General features: G+C 73.2%; 11 protein-coding genes. 3 read left to right on the top strand and 8 right to left on the bottom strand.

The window, feature by feature from the left end:
* Nucleotide 1 precedes the first annotated feature (1 nt).
* Entirely contained in the window at nucleotides 2-424 is a 423-nt protein-coding gene (locus OG507_RS13715; RefSeq protein WP_327367475.1) for an acyl-CoA thioesterase, read from the top strand.
* Nucleotides 421-1,110: a hypothetical protein gene (locus tag OG507_RS13710; protein WP_327367474.1), complete on the top strand. Its 690-nt coding sequence runs from the start codon at nucleotides 421-423 to the stop codon at nucleotides 1,108-1,110. The genes OG507_RS13715 and OG507_RS13710 overlap by 4 nt, the downstream gene beginning before the upstream one ends.
* A gap of 68 nt (nucleotides 1,111-1,178) precedes the next feature.
* Here OG507_RS13710 and OG507_RS13705 read toward each other — a convergent pair whose 3' ends face one another.
* The 4 genes from OG507_RS13705 to OG507_RS13690 form a co-directional block, all read right to left on the bottom strand.
* Nucleotides 1,179-2,141 carry an ABC transporter ATP-binding protein gene (locus tag OG507_RS13705; RefSeq protein WP_327367473.1) on the bottom strand — a complete coding sequence of 321 codons (963 nt, stop codon included), beginning with the start codon at nucleotides 2,139-2,141 and terminating at the stop codon, nucleotides 1,179-1,181.
* Nucleotides 2,138-4,960, bottom strand: a complete 2,823-nt coding sequence (locus OG507_RS13700; RefSeq protein ID WP_327367472.1) for an FtsX-like permease family protein — start codon at nucleotides 4,958-4,960, stop codon at nucleotides 2,138-2,140. The genes OG507_RS13705 and OG507_RS13700 overlap by 4 nt, the downstream gene beginning before the upstream one ends.
* Nucleotide 4,961: 1 nt before the next feature.
* On the bottom strand, nucleotides 4,962-8,288 hold the full coding sequence (locus OG507_RS13695; protein WP_327367471.1) for an ABC transporter permease: 3,327 nt from the start codon (nucleotides 8,286-8,288) through the stop codon (nucleotides 4,962-4,964).
* Between the two features lie 192 nt (nucleotides 8,289-8,480).
* Nucleotides 8,481-8,885 (bottom strand): globin, encoded by a 405-nt coding sequence (locus OG507_RS13690; protein WP_327367470.1) that lies wholly within the window; start codon nucleotides 8,883-8,885, stop codon nucleotides 8,481-8,483.
* Nucleotides 8,886-8,993: 108 nt separating this feature from the next.
* Between OG507_RS13690 and OG507_RS13685 the strand changes: the two genes are divergently transcribed.
* Nucleotides 8,994-9,983 carry a methyltransferase domain-containing protein gene (locus tag OG507_RS13685; protein ID WP_327367469.1) on the top strand — a complete coding sequence of 330 codons (990 nt, stop codon included), beginning with the start codon at nucleotides 8,994-8,996 and terminating at the stop codon, nucleotides 9,981-9,983.
* 15 nt (nucleotides 9,984-9,998) lie between these two features.
* Here OG507_RS13685 and OG507_RS13680 read toward each other — a convergent pair whose 3' ends face one another.
* The 4 genes from OG507_RS13680 to OG507_RS13665 form a co-directional block, all read right to left on the bottom strand.
* A complete protein-coding gene (locus OG507_RS13680) occupies nucleotides 9,999-11,207 on the bottom strand; it encodes an FHA domain-containing protein (RefSeq protein WP_327367468.1) in 1,209 nt (402 codons plus the stop codon).
* 120 nt (nucleotides 11,208-11,327) lie between these two features.
* Nucleotides 11,328-12,686: a vWA domain-containing protein gene (locus OG507_RS13675; RefSeq protein ID WP_327367467.1), complete on the bottom strand. Its 1,359-nt coding sequence runs from the start codon at nucleotides 12,684-12,686 to the stop codon at nucleotides 11,328-11,330.
* 124 nt (nucleotides 12,687-12,810) lie between these two features.
* Nucleotides 12,811-14,157, bottom strand: coding sequence for a PP2C family serine/threonine-protein phosphatase (locus OG507_RS13670; protein ID WP_327367466.1), 1,347 nt, complete (start codon nucleotides 14,155-14,157; stop codon nucleotides 12,811-12,813).
* Nucleotides 14,154-16,691 (bottom strand): tetratricopeptide repeat protein, encoded by a 2,538-nt coding sequence (locus OG507_RS13665; protein WP_442810977.1) that lies wholly within the window; start codon nucleotides 16,689-16,691, stop codon nucleotides 14,154-14,156. The genes OG507_RS13670 and OG507_RS13665 overlap by 4 nt, the downstream gene beginning before the upstream one ends.
* Between the last annotated feature and the right edge of the window lie 4 nt (nucleotides 16,692-16,695).

Raw genomic sequence — 16,695 nt, 5'->3', positions numbered from 1 at the left:
CTTGGCACGTCACATCTACAGCTGCCCGCTGCGCTGGTCGGACATGGATGCCTTCGGGCACGTCAACAACGTGGTCTTCCTCCGCTACCTGGAGGAGGCGCGCATCGACTTCATGTTCCGGCTGGCGCCGGGGGACGGCTCGCCGTCCTTCTCGGGCGGGTCCGTCGTGGCCCGGCACGAGATCGACTACGTACGGCCGCTGGTCCACCGGCACGAGCCGGTGACCGTCGAGTCGTGGGTCACGAAGATCGGTGCCGCGTCGCTGACGATCGCGTACGAGATCAAGGACCCGGACCAGGTGTACGTACGGGCCTCGACCGGCGTCGTGCCGTACAACCTGGCCGAGGAGCGGCCTCGGCGGATCTCCGCCGAGGAGAAGCTCTTCCTCCAGCAGTATCTGGCAGAGGAGCCCGCCGCAGCATGACGGTGCCCGTGCGGTCGCTGGAGTTCGCCGACCCGAGGGAGGCCGCGGATCTCGCGGCCTTCCTCGGCCGGCTGCTCCACTACGACCGGGCGGCCGCGGTGCGGCTGCAGGCGGGGGGCGGTGCGCTGGCCGTGTTCGGCAGGCCGCCGTCGTTCGAGGTCCTGGCGATCCGGGCGGCGCGGCTGTCCGGATCGCACGACTTCGACATCACGGTCTCCGCCGGTGAACTCCTCGAATCCCTCGGAGTCGAGGGTGCGCCTGCCGGTTCGGGCGTCCTGCCCGCGCCTGTCACCGGGCCGCCGTGGACGGGTGTCCTCCCGCCCCGCGGCGGCTGGAACGAACTGCCGGGCCTGCCCGGCCCGGTCCCCCTGCGCACGGCGGTCACCGCCGCGGTGGCGGAGTTCCGCTCCCGCGACGAGGCGCTGCCCGAGGACCGCCGTACCCGGGCGGAGCGGGACCTGATCGGCCGCGAGATCTGGTCGCGCACGGTCGGCTCCACCGCACTGCCGCTGCGGGCCGTCCACGCGGCCCAGTCCCTCGGCTTCCTCCGCCGGACCCCGGACTTCCCGGTCGCCCTGCTCGCGGCCGGCTCCTGGCTGCGGCTGCGCACCCCGTTCGGCTCGATCGCCCTGCGCGACCGGGGCAGCGGCCTGGGCACACTCGCGGTGACGGTGGGCGCGGGCTGAGCGGTGGCGGCCGGCTGAGCAGCCGTTGTTGCCCCGGCGGCGGGCCTGTGAGCGCCGTCGGTGACCCGCTACCCGCGTGGCTGGTCGTCCGGCCAGACGCCTATGTGGTCCTGTTCCAGCTCCAGCATCACGCGGTGCTCCATACCGAGCGCCTCCGTGTAATCGGCAGGCAGCTGCAGCCGTCCCGCGCGGTCGAGCATCGCGTACTCGCGTGCCACCTGCGACTCCAGGCCCGTCGCCGCGTCCACCTCGGTGCGGCGCAGGACCTCGGAGGACGTACGGCCGTCGCGGATGGCGACCGTACGGCGGACCTCGCTCGCCACCGCCTGGTCGTGCGTGACGATCACGATCGTGGTGCCCAGCTCCTCGTTGGCGCGGCGGAACGCGGCGAAGACCTGCTCACCGGTGGCCGAGTCGAGCTCGCCGGTCGGTTCGTCGGCGAGCAGCACCGACGGGTTGTTGGCGAGCGCGACGGCGATCGCCACCCGCTGCTGCTGACCGCCGGAGAGCTGCTGCGGGCGCCGGTCGCGGCAGTGCTCCAGGTCCAGCATCCGGAGCAACGACTCGGCGCGCTCGGCCCGTTCGCGGCCGTGGCCCCGGCCGCGCAGCTGCATCGGCAGGGTGATGTTCTGGACGGCGGTGAGGTACGGGAGCAGATTGCGGGCGGTCTGCTGCCAGACGAACCCGACGACGTCACGGCGGTAGCGGAGCCGTTCCTTCGGCCCCATCGCCAGCAGATCGGACCCCGCGACCTTCGCCGACCCGGCCGTGGGCACATCGAGGCCCGCCAGGATGTTCATCAGGGTCGACTTGCCGCTGCCGGACGCGCCGACCAGGGCCATCAACTCGCCCTCGGCGACCAGCAGATCGAGTCCCTGGAGGGCCTGCACCTCCACCCCGTCCGTGGAGAAGATGCGGACCAGGCGGTCGCAGGCGATCAGCGCGTCGTGCCCGTACGAGGGCCGTTCGCGGCGTTGGGCGGCCCGCTGTTCGAGCTCGGCCAGCGTGGTGTCGGTCGACGACGGCGTCATCGGGAGTCTCCTGCCCTGAGTTCGGTGATCGATCCTCGGCGGCCGGTCCACCAGGCCTGGACGGCGGCCACCGCGGCGGCGAGCACGACCACGCCGAGCGCCGGGAGCGCCAGCGACCGGAGGTCGGCCCGCAGCGGAGCGGTGTCGGATGCGCCGGAGCCGGGTCCGGCGGAGAGCGCGATGCCGGCCAGGTCGACGCCCGGTGCCAGCAGGGCGATCGTCGCCCAGCCGACGAGCAGCCCGCCGACGGCGGCCAGCAGCGCCTGCGGCATCGCTTCGAGGCCGAGGAGCCGTCTGCCCTGCCGGGGAGTGAGGCCCATGGTCCGCAGCCGGGCCAGCAGGGCGGTGCGTTCCGGCGCGGTCTGCAGCAGCGACAGCAGGACTGCGAGCAGGGCGTAGCCCGCCCCGGCCGCGATCGCCGCCGTGTAGATCCTCTCGGCGCCCCGCTTCATGGGGGTGTCGACGAACGCCTCGCGTGCCTCGGAGCGCAGTTGTACGGAGAAGTCCTTGCCCGCGCGCTCCGTCGCGGCGCGCAGCGCCTTCGTGTCCAGGGAGGCGCCGGTGACCAGCAGGGTGGTGGTCTGCCGGCGGGTGAGCGACGCCGCGTCGATGATCAGGAAGTCGCTGTTGGAGATGGCGGGAGCGCGCGTGACGGTACCCGCCACCCGCACCTTGAAGGCCCCGGCCACCGAGGAGAGGTCGCGCACCCGGTCGCCGAGCTGCCTGGCGACGGACGGCGAGGCGATGACGGGCAGCACCCGGTCCCCGGACGGGGCGGTTGTCTTCGTTCCTGCCGGTCCCGAGGCCTTCAGCCGGTCGGCGGGGAACGGCCCGAAGCCCGTCGCGCGGGCCAGCCGGGCGTACGTCGCCGGGTCGACGCCCACCAGGGTGGTGAAGTCGGTGTGCGGGCCCCCGGGCCCCTCGGCCGGCAGCGGAACACCGTACTCGATCTGTACGTCCGCCACCTCCCGCACACCGCCCGCCTCCCGCACCTCGCCGATCAGCCGGGCCGGCAACGGCACGGCGCCGCCCGGGCCGCTGATCCGGGCGTCCGCGCCGGTCGCGAGCATCGCCGCGTCGTTGCGCGCGTCCGCGACACCCGCGAGCACCGAGCCGCCGAACGCCGCCGTGGTCAGCGCGGTCAACAGCGCGAGCAACGGCAGTGCGCCGCCCGCCGACGTGCGCCCGGCGCGGGCCAGCGACAGGAAGCCGATCGCGCCGCGCCACCGGGCGATGGGACGCGAGGCGAGACGCAGGGGCAGCGGGTAGAGCCGTACGAGGACCAGGGCGGCGATCAGCCCGACGAGTACGGGGGCGGCGCTGACCAGCAGATCGCCGCCGCCTTCGGCGCCCGTACCGCGTCGGCGCAGGGCGACGACCGCGCCGACGGCCAGCACCAGCACGGTGATCTCGGCGACCGTGCGCCGCCGCGACGGGCGGGCGCTCATGAGGTCGTCGCGCGCTCCGTGCAGCTGCGGCCTGCGGTGCAGCAGCGTCGTACGCAACGGCAGGGCGACGCAGACCAGTACGGCGACGGCGGCCGCCCCGGCGACCGAGGGCCACAGCCGGGCGTGCCCGACGGACAGCACGGCGATCAGCAGACCCAGCGCCGCCGCGGGGACCGCGGTGACCACGGTCTCGGCGAGCAGCCGGCCGCCGATGCCGCGAAGCGATCCGCCGCGCGAGCGCAGCAGGGCCAGTTCGCTGTGGCGCCGCCCGCCGATCAGCCCGCCGGTCATCAGCAGGACGACGGCGGCGACGGTCCCGATCCCGACGGCGGCGACGGTGACGATCGGACCGATCGCCCCGCGCACGCTGTCGTACCGGGCGAGGATCTCGTCCAGGTCGGTCGAGAGCGCGGTGTTCCGGTCGACCGTCGCCCGCAGCTTCACCAGCTCGGGACCGCCCTCCAGCGAGGCGACCGACGAGCGCAGTGCGGCCAGGTCGGTGGCGGTGAGGTGGGAGGCGTCCGGGGCGATCCGCCAGAACGCCTCAGGCCGGCCGGCCGTCGCGAGCAGCGCGGGCGCGGCATCCGGCGGCAGCAGAACGGTGGCTTCCCAGTAGTACTTCGGGTCCTTCTTCGCGCCGGCGGTGGGAACAAGGGACGGGGTCCGCAGCAGCTCCTGGGCCGACCAATAGGCGCCCTCGGGGTGCTTCGGGGCGATGACACCGGTGATCCGCACGGTCAGCGGACCGCCGAGCAGGGTCGGTACGGAGATGACCGAACCGGCCTTGATCCGCAGGGCTTTCGCCGTCTCCTCGGTGACCGCGCCCTCGATCCCCGACCCGTCCGCCGTGACCTCGCCGTGGACGGCGGGCCATGTCCCCGCGCGCAGGGTGGCGTGCTCAGGGAGGTCCGACAGGGTCGAGTAGGACAGTGCGGGGTCGATGCCGTTCGGCCGGGGCAGCCAGGCCTCCCCGGCGGCGATCGGGTTTGCGGTGCGGAAGCCGTACGAGGACTGCGCGGTGTCTGCCCGCACCACGTCGGGCAGCCCGGACAGCACCTCGCGATGGGCGGCCGCCAGCGGCGCCTCGCGCACCGCGGCCTCGCGCTGCGCCGGGGACAGCTGCAGATCCGGCTGCGGCGCGCTCAGCTTCAGAACGCTGAGCCGGGGAGCCGCGGTGGTGATGTCATGGCGCAGCCCCTCGTTCTCGTAACGTTCGACGGCACGCGGGAAGGCGGCGGCGAGGAACGCCGTCAGCAGCACCAGCAGCCCCAGCGCCCAGGACGCGCCGGGAGCGGTGCGCAGCCGGGTACGGACCCAGGGCGCACAGGCGGGGGCGCGACGGCCCTTGTCGGAACGCGGACGCGGGTTCATGTCAGTTGTCCCCCTGGTGGCGCAGCGAGGTCGCGGGGTCGGCGCCGCGCAGGGCGAGGGACGCGACGATCAGCAGCGGCAGCGCGGCGACACCCGCCAGCAGTGCCGCGATCTGTCCGGCGGGCAGCTGCACCAGCACCGGAGGAACCGGCACGGTGGCCTGCCCGGTCAGCACGATGAGCGGCACGACGGCACGGTTCAGCAGCACCCCGAGCACGGCCCCGACCAGCAGCGCGATCGCGATCAGGACACCCTGCTCGGCGGCGATCATCCGGGTCAGCCGCCGTCGCGGCGTCCCCAGCGCCCGCAGGACGGCGAACTCGGCGTTCCGTTCGCGCTGCGCACCGACGGCGCTCACCGCGAAGCCGACCGCGGCCAGGGCCGCGGCGACCACGGCCACCGCGGGCAGTGCCGCCTGCGGCCCGGCCCCCAGTGGATCGCTGACCAGTTCGCGCGCGATCTCGTCGCGCACCTGGACCTGCGTCGGATCGGTGTCGGGCCGCGCGCGCAGCGCGGCGGCCACCTCAGCGGTCCGCCCGGGGGCGGTGTCCAGCCACCACTCGGTGGGGGTGAGCACGGTGTTCGGGCGGTGCGCGAAGACCTGGCCGAGGGCCCTGAGGTCGAGCAGCAGGGCTCCGCCGTCCCGGGCCCGGTCGGAGGCGGTGCCGGTACCCGTGCCGGAGACGTCCGAGCCGGTTCCGGGGCCGGTGGTCGGCAGCCGGCGCACCGACTTCACGATCTTCACCCGGACCGTCTCGCCGGCCAGCGTGACATCGACGCTCTGCCCCTCCTTCGCCCCGGCGGCCTTCAGATAGGTGTCGGTGACGATGGCGTTCAGCGTCGGAGCCTTGGGACGGGGCGCGGTGGCCCGTACGGAGAAGGAGGACATCGATGCCATCTGGTCCGTGACCGAGCCGGTCTCGTACCCGAAGGCCAGCGGGGTCTTCGCGGAGGCGGTCGCGTGCAGCGGCTCGCCCGGCTCCGTCCCGCCGACCCCTGTGGGGGTCGTCGCGGCGTCCCAGCCGAACCCGTCGGGCACCGGGACGGGCTGCTCGCTGCCGTCGGCCGTCATGGTCCTCAGGGCGCTGATGGCGACCCGGTGCGACTCGCTCGGGCCGTCCGGGCGGCTGCCGTCCAGCTCGAACCCGGTCAAGGCCAGGTCGCCCGCCGCCGCCACCGCGAACGCGAGCGGATGCGGCTTCCCGTCGGCGGGTACGCCTCCGGCCGGTGCCCGGTACGCGAGGCCGTAGCGGTCCTCCAGCAGCACGGTGACGAGCGGGGCGGTGTCCGACGGTGACGGCCGGCCAGTGGCCCCGGCCTTCGTGATCCGTACGTCGAACCGGACCTGTTCGCTGTTCTTCGGCAGCGTCAGCCCGGCCCGTGGGGTCCTCGGCGGGGCGAGCGGGGCGAACAGCGGCTCCTGCGGGCGGTCGGTGAGGTCGTCGCGCATCAGCATCCGCTCGGTGGTGTGCGCGGTGTCCAGGGCGAGGACCTCGGCCGTGCGCTCATCGGAGAGCCCCGAGGTCGCACGGAACGCGGGCGCCGCATCCGCCACGCCCGGCAGCCGTGCGTATGCGCCCGCCTTCGCCGGATCGCCGTCGGAGCCGCTCAGTACACGCAGCGACGCACCCGCCCTGAAGTCCGCCTGGTCGCTCTGCGAACGGTCCCAGGACGCGCGCTGCCCGACCGCCAGCATGCCCATGGCGACCGACAGGATCAGCAGCAGCACCGGTCCCGCGTTGCGCAGCGGGCGCCGGCTGAACTGCCAGCCGGCCAGCGCGGTCATCAGGCCCCGGCCGCCCGCCGCCCGGCGTTCCGCGAGCCTGGCCGCGGGCGGCAGCAGCCGCAGCGTCAGTACGGTGCCCGCGAGCAGCAGCAGGGCGGGAGCCACGACGAGCAGCGGATCGATACCGAGGCCGCCCTGCCGGTCGCCGCTCAGCGCGCCGCTGCCGGAGCCCGTGGTCTGGCGGTCGAGCTGCCAGTACGCCACCCCGGCGATCACCAGCAGTCCGACGTCGGCGCCCGCCCGGAGCGGCGCGGGCAGCGCGACGGCACGGCGGGCGCGGCCCTCCACGGCCCCGGCCGTCAGCGCCGGAGCGACGACGGCAAGCGCACATGTCATCGCGGCGACGAGGGCGACCAGCCACACGGTGGTGGTGGCGCCCCCGTCGAGTCGCAGCCCGATCCCGGACAGCGTGCTGCGGTCCGCGAGCAGCCTGGTCAGCGGTCCGGCGAGCAGCGGGGCGAGAAGCGCGGCGGGCAGCGCGAGCAGCAGCGCCTCGATCGCCGCGAACGCCGTGATGCGGCCGCGCGATCCGCCGCGGGCCCGCAGCAGCCGGGTCTCCCCCTCGCGCTCACTGCTCAGCAGCCGCGCCACCAGCAGCAGCGCGTAACCCGCGAGCATCACCAGCTGGACGGCCACGATCATCAGCGTCGAACGGGAGACCAGCAGCGCCCGGTCGATCTGCTCCAGCACCAGGGGGAGCGAGGTCCGCACGGTGGCCCCGTTCCGGAACTCGGGTGCGGCCTGCAGCTTCTTCGGGGCAGCCGTGGCGGTGCTGTGCAGCGCGTCCATCCGGTCCGTGGTGACCGTACGGAAGTCGGCGGTCGCCAGCCAGGACAGCTCGCCGGAACTGACCCGTCCGGAACCGGTCACGGCAGGGTCGGTGAGCAGCGGACCGTACGTCGTGAAGGAGATCTTGCGGACGCCGCGCCCGCCGAGCGCGTCCAACTGCCAGTACGGATCGGCCTGGTCGGGCACCTCGTACACCCCGGTGACCAGGACGCGCAGCGGCTTGTCGTCCAGCCGGTCCGTGAGCGTGAGCCGCGAGCCGGGCCGCAGCTTCAGGTCCCGGGCGGCGGTGCGGGGCAGGGCGACCTCGACGGGATCGCCGGCCTTCCCGCTACCGGCCGCCGGCATGCGGCCCGCGGTGAGCCGGATGCGGCTGCGGTCGAGGGAGGCGAAGTGGGTGAGATCCGGGTCCTCGCCCTGCACCGCCGGGGCCCGCAGACCGCGCGGCAGCGCGTACGCCCCCGACGTCTCCAGCGTCCGGACGGTCACCGGAAGGCCGTCGAAGGTGTCGCGGGCGGTTCTCCGCGCGGTCGCGTCGGCCGCGTCCTTCTGCGCGGGTGCCACCTGCGCGGACATGACGAGGGAGGCGGCGGCCGCCGAGCGATGGGTGAGGGAGTGACGCAGCGCCGCGTCGCCGATGGAGCCGGAGAAGGCGGTGAGCGCGGCCAGTACCGAGGTGGTGAGCAGGACGGCGAGGACAGCGGCGGCGAGCAGGAGCCGGTAGGCCCTCACCCGCAGAAAGACAAACCCCGTCACACGTGCCCCCTTGGACCCTCACTGCACACACGCCCCCAGCGTCATGTGGATGCTGTCAGGAGGTACATGCAGTTGGAAACCGCCTATGGGCACACCTTGATGGGATTGTGACCGTTATCCGGAGACGGAGGCACGCATTCCGCACTTGTGGAGAAGGACGGAAAGGGGCGGACGGGGGGCGGAGGCGCGTGCTCAGCCCTCGGTGTTCACCATCGAGGCGGCGGCATAGGTGAGGTAGTCCCACAGCTGCCGCTCGTGCTCCGGCGCCAGTCCGAGCTCGTCCAGGGCGACCCGCATATGGCTCAGCCATGCGTCGTGCGCCGCCCGGTCCACCCGGAACGGAGCGTGCCGCATCCGCAGCCGGGGATGTCCGCGCTGCTCACTGTAGGTACGGGGGCCGCCCCAGTACTGGATCAGGAACAGCCTGAACCGCTCCTCGGCCGGACCGAGCTCCTCCTCCGGATACATCGGCCGGAGCAGCGGGTCCTCGGCGACCCCCTGGTAGAAGCGGTGCACCAGGCGCCGGAAAGTCTCCTCGCCGCCGACCTGCTCGTAGAAGGTCTGCTCCTGCAGCGTGTCGTGCGGAATCTCTGTCACCCGTCCATCGTCGCAGACGCACCGGCCGAGGACCGGGGTCCTAGGTCCTCCCCACCTGCCCCGGCCCGGTTCCTGGCCCCCGGCCTCCCGGCGCAGGAAGGTGGAGGTATGGATGACGCGTACCCGGACCCGGACCCGTTCGCCGAGGCCGCCGCCGAGGAACGGCGGGCGATGGTGCGCGGGATCGTGGCAGGTGGGGCGCTGGGCGACCCGCGGTGGCTGGCCGCGTTCGAACAGGTGCCGCGGCATCTGTTCGTGCCGTACTACTACGTGGGCGGCGGATTCGACCGCCTGTGGTGCGAGGACCCCGACCCGGTCAGACGGGCCCGGTGGCTGCACGGGGCGTACGCGGACGGGGCGCTGGCCACCCGGATCCGCGACGGTGAGCTGATCTCGTCGAGCAGCCAGCCGTCGCTGATGGCCCGGATGCTCGAAGAGCTGGACGTACGGGACGGGCAGCGGGTCCTGGAGATCGGCGCGGGCAGCGGCTACAACGCGGCACTGCTCGCGCACCGGCTCGGCGACGACGCCGTGACCACCATCGACCTCGACCCGGAGATCACCGAATCGGCCCGCCGGCACCTGACGGCGGCCGGATACCGCCCGGCGGTGATCACCGGTGACGGGGCCCGGGGCTGGCCCCCGCGCGGCCCGTACGACCGGATCATCGCGACCTGCACACTGCCGTGCTTCCCGCAGGCCTGGCTGGACCAGTGCGCCCCGGACGCGCGGATTCTGGCGCCGTTCGCCACCGGACTGATCGTGCTGCGGGTACGCGAAGGGGCACACGGGCGGTACGCCGAGGGCCGGTTCCTGCACACGCCCGCGTACTTCGTACCCCTGCGCGGCATGCCCCTGCCGTCCGCCCGGCGCCCGCACACCCGCACACTGCCGAGGCGCTTCAGCGAGAACGAGCTCTTCCGCTTCCTGCTGACGCTGACCGAGGCCACCCTCGACCCGCGCGAGGCCCTCTCCCTCTGGCAGCGCGAACGGCGCCCAGGGCGGGAGAGGTTCGGCATCACGGTCCGCGACGGACGGCAGTGGGCCTGGCTGGACGACCCCGAGGGGCCGTACGCCTGGCCACTGCCCAGCGGGTAGTGCCGCGACAGGCTCTCAGCCCCGGCGGACCGTGATCGTCGTCCACGCCCCGACATGGACCCGGTCGCCGTCCTGGAGCGGAACGGGGACATAGGGCTGGATCGGGTCCTCGGCGCCGTTGAGCGTGGTGCCGTTGGTGGAGTTCTGGTCGACCACGGCCCAGCTTCCGTCGGGCTGCTGCACCAGCACCGCGTGCTGGTGCGAGACGCCCGGGTCCTCCGGCGGCACGGACAGATCGATGTCGGGGGACTCACCGGTGCTGTGTCTGCGGCGGCCGATGGTGATCTGGTTGCCGGTCAGTGCGAGCTGCTGCTCCGGGGAGTACGCGGGCAGGTTGAGCCCGGTCGCCTCGGGGCCGCTGCGCTGCATCATCGCCAGGAAGTACTCACGGTCCGGGGCGACGACCGCGGTCCAGCTCGCGGGCTGCCGGCTCTGGGGCTGCCCCGGGAACGGCGGTTGATGCTGCTGCTGCGGCGGGGCCGGTGGCTGCGGGGCCTGGGTCCGGGAAGGCGGCGACAGCATCCAGTCGTCGTCGTTGTCGCCGGACCGCGGCGGTGCGGGCGGCTGCGGGGCCGGGGGCGCGGGCGGACCGGGACGCTCGAACGCGGGCGGCGCCGACTGCTGCTGGAACGGCGAGGGCGGGGACTGCTGCTGGAACGGCGGGGGCGGCGCGGTCTGCTGCTGGAAGGACGGCACAGGCGGCGGCCCCTGCTGCTGGAACGGCTGCGGCGACTGAGGCCCCGGCGGCGGGGGTACGGGCCGGCTCGCCTGGTCGGGGGAGAGCGGCTCGGCCGGGCGGTTCACCTGCGAGGGCCGCGAGCCCTGGTACTCGAACGGATCGCGCTGCTGCTGAGGGCCCGACGGCTGCTGCGCCTGGAAGCCGGGCGGCAGATTGAGACCGGGCGGAGGGGCCGGAATGCTGTGGGACGGGGCCAGCGGCGTGTAGGACGTCGCGGTGTTCGTGAGGAAGTTCCAGCGGCACTCCTCGCAGAACGGCGCCATCGCCTCACGCGGCGTGCGGCACTGCGGGCAGAGTTCTGCCTGCTGGGTCGCATCGGAGCCGGGGCCACCGGGGCCCTGCGGGTAGCCGTAACCGGGAGCGGGCGGCGGGGGAGGCGGCGGGGGGACTGCACCCGCAGGCGCGCCCGCCCCGGCCATGCGATGGCCGCAGACCTCGCACCAGTCGTCGGAACCCGACTGGTGTCCGTTCGGGCAGGTCGGCATGTCGGCGCTTCCCCCTCTCCTCGTCCGGCCCCGGGGGCCGTCATTTTTTGTTGCTCAGTGCCACCCGGCGGATCGATCCGGCCGGGCGGCTCGACTGTGTGGCTGTGTGGTTGTTCCCGGTTATTTCTTGACGCGAACGGTCTTGGTCGAGCGTGTTTCGAGTGTCATCGAGTTGGCTTCCGCGACCTTCGCCTTCAGTCGCACAGTACCTGTCGCGGCATCGACGACGTCCACCACCTTCGAAAGCAGTTTCGCAGTGTCCTCGTTCCCGGACGCCGATGCCAGCTGCACCGCACGGCCCAGTTTCGCGGTCGCGCCGTCGAAATCTCCCGACTTGCGGGCATCGAGCCCCTGTTGGATGACTTGTGCCAGTTCCGCCTGCCCCGTGTAGTGCGCGACCTGAGGGTTGATCGAGGTGGACGCGACCATGTCCTCGGTCCACACCGCCCGTACCAGGCCCTGCGAAAGGGTCTGCGGGGCCCCGCCCGAGGGGTCGGGGAGGACCAGTGAGACCCGGGACGCCAGCATCTCCTGACCGATCCCGGCCTGCGGCACCTGTACGCAGACGTGGTAGTCGCGGGACTCGTCGCCCCAGGAACCCGTGGGATAGTCCCCGGCGCGGGGGCCCACCCCGGTGCGGCGGCCGGTCAGGTCGACGACCGTCGGTGCGACCTGTTTCACGAACCTGATCTCGACGCCGACGGGCGTCCAGAGCCGCAGCGCGACGTCCGCGACCTCCTTGCCCATCGCGTTCTCCATCATCTGTGTGAAGTCCGCGGCCAGCCCCGCCGGGTCGGCGACGATGTCGGCCGTGCCGAGCAGCGCGGAGGCTATGGCCGTGACCTCCTTCACCTCCCAGTCGGTGCCGACACCGCGGGCGTCACAGGTGAAGCGGCCCGCGCAGGATTCGAGCGCGGCCCGCAGATCCTCCGGTGCCTCGTGCTCGTTGCGGCCGTCGGTGAGGAGGATGCCGTGCCGGATCTCCACATCGGCGGCGCCCAGCAGCCGGTCCGCCAGCCGCAGCCAGGTGCCGATCGCCGTACCGCCGCCGGCGCTGAGCGCACGCAGGGCCTCCTTCGCCTGGGCCTTGGTCCGCGCATCGGCGACGGCGAGCCTGCCGTTGCCCGGGTAGACCTCCTTGGCCACATGCGTACCGCCGACCACGGCGAACGAGGTGCCGTCGCGCAGGGTGTCGATGGCCGCGGCCGTCGCATCGCGGGCGTTGCGCATCTTCGTCGGCGGATAGTCCATCGACCCCGAGCAGTCGACCATGATCACCACGGCGGCCTTCGGTGCCTGCCCCGGTACGTGCGCGGGGGAGGCGGTCGCACCGGACAGCGGGACGCCGCCGGTGGTGCCGCCTCCGGTCGAGGTGACCGTGACGATCGCGTTGACCTCGCGGCCGCCCTCCGGCAGATATTCGTTCTGGTACACCTCGACGGAGAACTGCGGCACGTTCGACTTGGAGAAGTTGGCCATCTGATCGGCTCCTTGAGGCTCCAGGTGTCGGTTGAAGACAGCTGTGAGGGCAGAAAAAAACGGGCGAAGGCGTCAGGGAACACGCGGTCGGGTGGAAACGGAATCAAGCGTTACGGAACGGGACTCATGGGGTGCCGCAGGCCGATCCTGCCCCTTGCGGCGCCACGGTGAACGGCAGCAGAGCCACTGTTACGTTGTCGTGGCCCCCACCGTCGAGCGCGTGACCCACCAGCACCTGGGCGCCGTGCAGCGGCCGCAGCTGTGCGTCGGCCGGTACCGCCGCGGCCATCTCGGCCGCCGACTCCGCGTAATTCCACAGGCCGTCCGTGCACACCACCACGAGACCGGACCGGTCGGGTTTGAAGGACGCGGTGTGCGGCTCCAGTTCGTACGCGTCGGCGCCGAGCCAGCCCGTGATGGCGTGGGCGCGCTCGTCCGCGTACGCCTCGGCCTCGTTCATCAGGCCCGCCGCCACCATCTGCGCGGCCCAGGAGTCGTCCTCGGTCAGCCGGGCGGGCGGAGTGGTGCGGTCCTCCGGCACCCAGTAGACGCGGCTGTCGCCAACCCAGCCGATGACCAGCAGGCCGCCCGCCATCACCGCGCCGACCAGGGTGCACGCGGGGGCGTTCTGGTGGCGGTGCGGGTCGTGCTCCATGGCCCGGCCGGGCTCCTCCGCCAGGGAGTTGACCGACTCGGCGGCCGCGACGATCGCCTCGTGCATCGCCTGCTGCGGATGCGTGCCGCGCGGCAGTGACTCCAGCAGCGCCTCGTTGGCGGCGCTCGCGGCGGCGGCCGACGCCTCGTCGGGGCGGCTCGCCGACGAGACGCCGTCGCAGACGATCGCGACGACGGCCGGTGAACCGTCGGGCAGGGCGGTGGTCGACACCGCGAACGAGTCCTCGTTGCGGTGGTGGCGCAGACCCCGGTCGCTGACGGCGGCCACCGAACCGAGCTCCTGCTCCATGTGGTCGCGCTCGCGCGGCTGGGCGTGACCGCAGTTCTCGCAGTAGCCGTCGGTGTCGACACGACCGGCGCGGCAGGCGACACAGAGCTTGGTGCCGGCCGGTGGTGTGGAGTGCAGCTCCGCGGCAGGGGTACGGGGATCGGGCGTGGATACGGGTGCCGGCGCGGATGCCTCGGCGGACGGCGCGGACACGGGCGCGGCACCAGGCGTGGCCCCGGGTGCCGCCAGCTCGAAGTCGCCCGAGGCGGCCGGGTCTTCCGGCCCGCCCGGTCCTTCCGCACCGCCCGGCTCGTCGAACCGGAACCCCGACGGAGTGCGGGCGGCGGCCGCCGTGCCGTTCTCCGCCGGTACGGCGATGGCGATCGTCGGGTGGTCCTGCGCAGGCTCGGGCACGGCCGACAGGTCGTACCCGCACGCACCGCAGAACAGGTCCCCCGGCTCCAGCGGCTCCGCACAGCCGGGGCACTTCGACAAGGCCGTCTCCTGGGGCTTCTGTGACATTCTCACACCCACGTCCGGGGGCGGAAGCGGTTGGCCCGCTCCACCAGTTCGATCCTCTCGTCGCCGGGCTCCGCAAGCCGGGCGAGCATCCGGTACGAACGCTCGAGCCCGAAACGCAGGCCGCGCTCGTCCACCTCACTGCCGAGCAGCGTTCTCGGCGCGTGCGGTCCGGCCGGTCCGTGCGGCTGCCGCGCCGGGGACGCAGCCGTGGGACTACCGGAGAGTACCCAGTCGAGGGCCGTCCCCAGCACCTCTGTCGACAACTGTTCGCGGCGCACCGCGTCGAGACCCAGGCCGGCCAGTCCCGATACCTGGGCCGATGCGGCCATCAGGTCGACGATCAGCGGCTCGTCCGGGGCCCGTTCACGCAGCCGGGCACGCACCGCGGCGACCCGGGCCGCCGTGTAGTGGATCGACGCCTCCGGCACGGACTCCAGCGTACTGACGGCCCCGGCCCGGTCCCCGGCGGCGATCTGCACCCGGGCCAGGCCGAACGCGGCGCTGACGAAGCTCGGGTCGGTCGTCCACACCAGGCGGTAGTACTCGGCGGCGTTGTCCAGCTGGCCCAGCACCTCCGCGCAGATCCCCAGCGCCAGCTTGGGCGCCGGCTCCCCGGGAAACGCGTCGTACACCGCGTCGAAGGAGAGCGCCGCGTTCTCGTGGTCACCGGTCACCAGCGAGGTGATGCCGCGGTACCAGACGACCCGCCAGTCGTCCGGGAACTGCCCCTCCAGCGCCGTCAGGGTCTGCCCCGCGGCGCCGAGTTCGTGCAGCTCCAGACGCGCGCGCAGTTCACGCAGCCGGGTCTCCAGCGAGGCGGCCGGTATGGCGCTCAGCACCGTGATCAGTTCAGCGGGGGCGGTGGTCATCAGCCCGGCCAGGAAGCCCGCGTTGGGATCGCTCGCGTCGACCCGGGGCACGGGCAGCGCGAGCGCGGTGGACCGTGCGTCGAACCAGGTCAGCCGGGGCGCGGCCGGGGCGTACTGCCCGGTGTACGTCCCGGAGGGCGCACCGGGATCGGTGACCGGCATCCGGGGCGCCGGAATCGCGACCCGGGTCTGCGCGTACGAGAGGGCCGTACCGCCCTGCACGGCCGCCGGGCCCGTACCGCTGCCCGCCCGTACGTGGGTGGGCGGCGCGGTCAGCGGACCGGCGCCCGCCGCGGCGTACCCCGGCGCGGTCGGAGCACCCGTCGCCGGCGCACCCGCGGGCAGTGCACCGGGCCCCGGCGCTGCGGACGGCACTGCGGGTGCGCCCGGGACCGCCCCCGCCCCCGTCCCTGTCAGAGTACCCGCCCCCTTCCGCCGCCGTCCGAAGCGGCCCGACGGCGCCGGAGCGGCAGCCCGTGTCCCCAGCCGCGACACATCGTCCGTCAGCTCGGCGAACAACTGCGTGTCCGTGACCCGTACTTCCGTGCCGAACAGCGTCGACAGCGCAGGGCGCGGCCGCCCCGTCTGAAGCGACACCACCTCGCGCAGCACACCCGTCAGCTGCTCCGCCATCTCCGCCGCCGAGGCGAACCGCTGCGCCGGGTCGGGGTCGGTGGCCCGCACCAGCAGCCGGTAGAACGACTCATAGGTCCGGAACACCTCGATGTTGTCCGGGTCCGGCAGCGAGTCCACGAAGACGTTGGTATAGCCCTGGAAGTCGAAGGTGAGCACCGCGAGCGTCCGCGCGACCGTGTACAGATCGGAGGCGACCGAGGGGCCGACCTCCGCGACCTCCGGTGCCTGATACCCCACCGTGCCGTAGATGGCCGACTCGTCGTCGTCCATCCTGCGGACCGCGCCCATGTCGATCAGCTTCAGCTGGTCCTCGGTCTGGATCGCGTTGTCGACCTTGAAGTCGCAGTACAGCAGGTTGCGGCTGTGCAGATGGCCGAGCGCCTCCAGCGCCTCGATGCCGTACGCGCACGCCTGCTCGACCGGCAGGGGATCGCGTCTCCCGGCCGGCGTGCGGCGCTCGTTCGCGATCTCCTTGAGCGCCTTGCCGCCGACGTACTCCATCACGATGTAGCCGTCGAGCGAGCCGGTGCGCTGGTCGAGATGCTCGACGAAGTTGTAGATCCGGACGATGTTGGAGTGCTCGATCTCGGCGAGGAATCGGCGCTCCGAGATGGCGGCCGCCATGGCGTCCTGGTCACCGGTGTCGAGCAGGCCCTTGAGGACCACCCAGCGGTCCGAGACCGCGCGGTCGACCGCGAGATAGACCCAGCCGAGACCGCCGTGCGCCAGACAGCCCGCGACCTCGTACTGGCCGTGCACGATGTCGCCCTCGTGGAGCTTGGGCACGAAGGAGTAGGGGTGACCGCACTTGGTGCAGAACCCCTCCGTGCGGCCCGCCCGTTCGCCGCGGGCCCGGCCCACCGGGGCCCCGCAGTCCGAACGCGAACAGAACCGCTTGCGCTCCGGCACCTCCGGGTTCTCCATCACCGCCGAGCGCGGGTCGGGACGCGGCACGTCCGGCACCTGCACCAGGCCCGCACCCAGCCTGCCCCGGCCCGACGCGCCTGTGGACGAACCGGAGGAACGCACCGACACCGAA

Origin of the sequence: Streptomyces sp. NBC_01217 (assembly GCF_035994185.1) — a bacterium.
In the GTDB taxonomy this organism is placed as follows: domain Bacteria; phylum Actinomycetota; class Actinomycetes; order Streptomycetales; family Streptomycetaceae; genus Streptomyces.
This window is presented reverse-complemented; position numbering and strand designations above follow the sequence as displayed.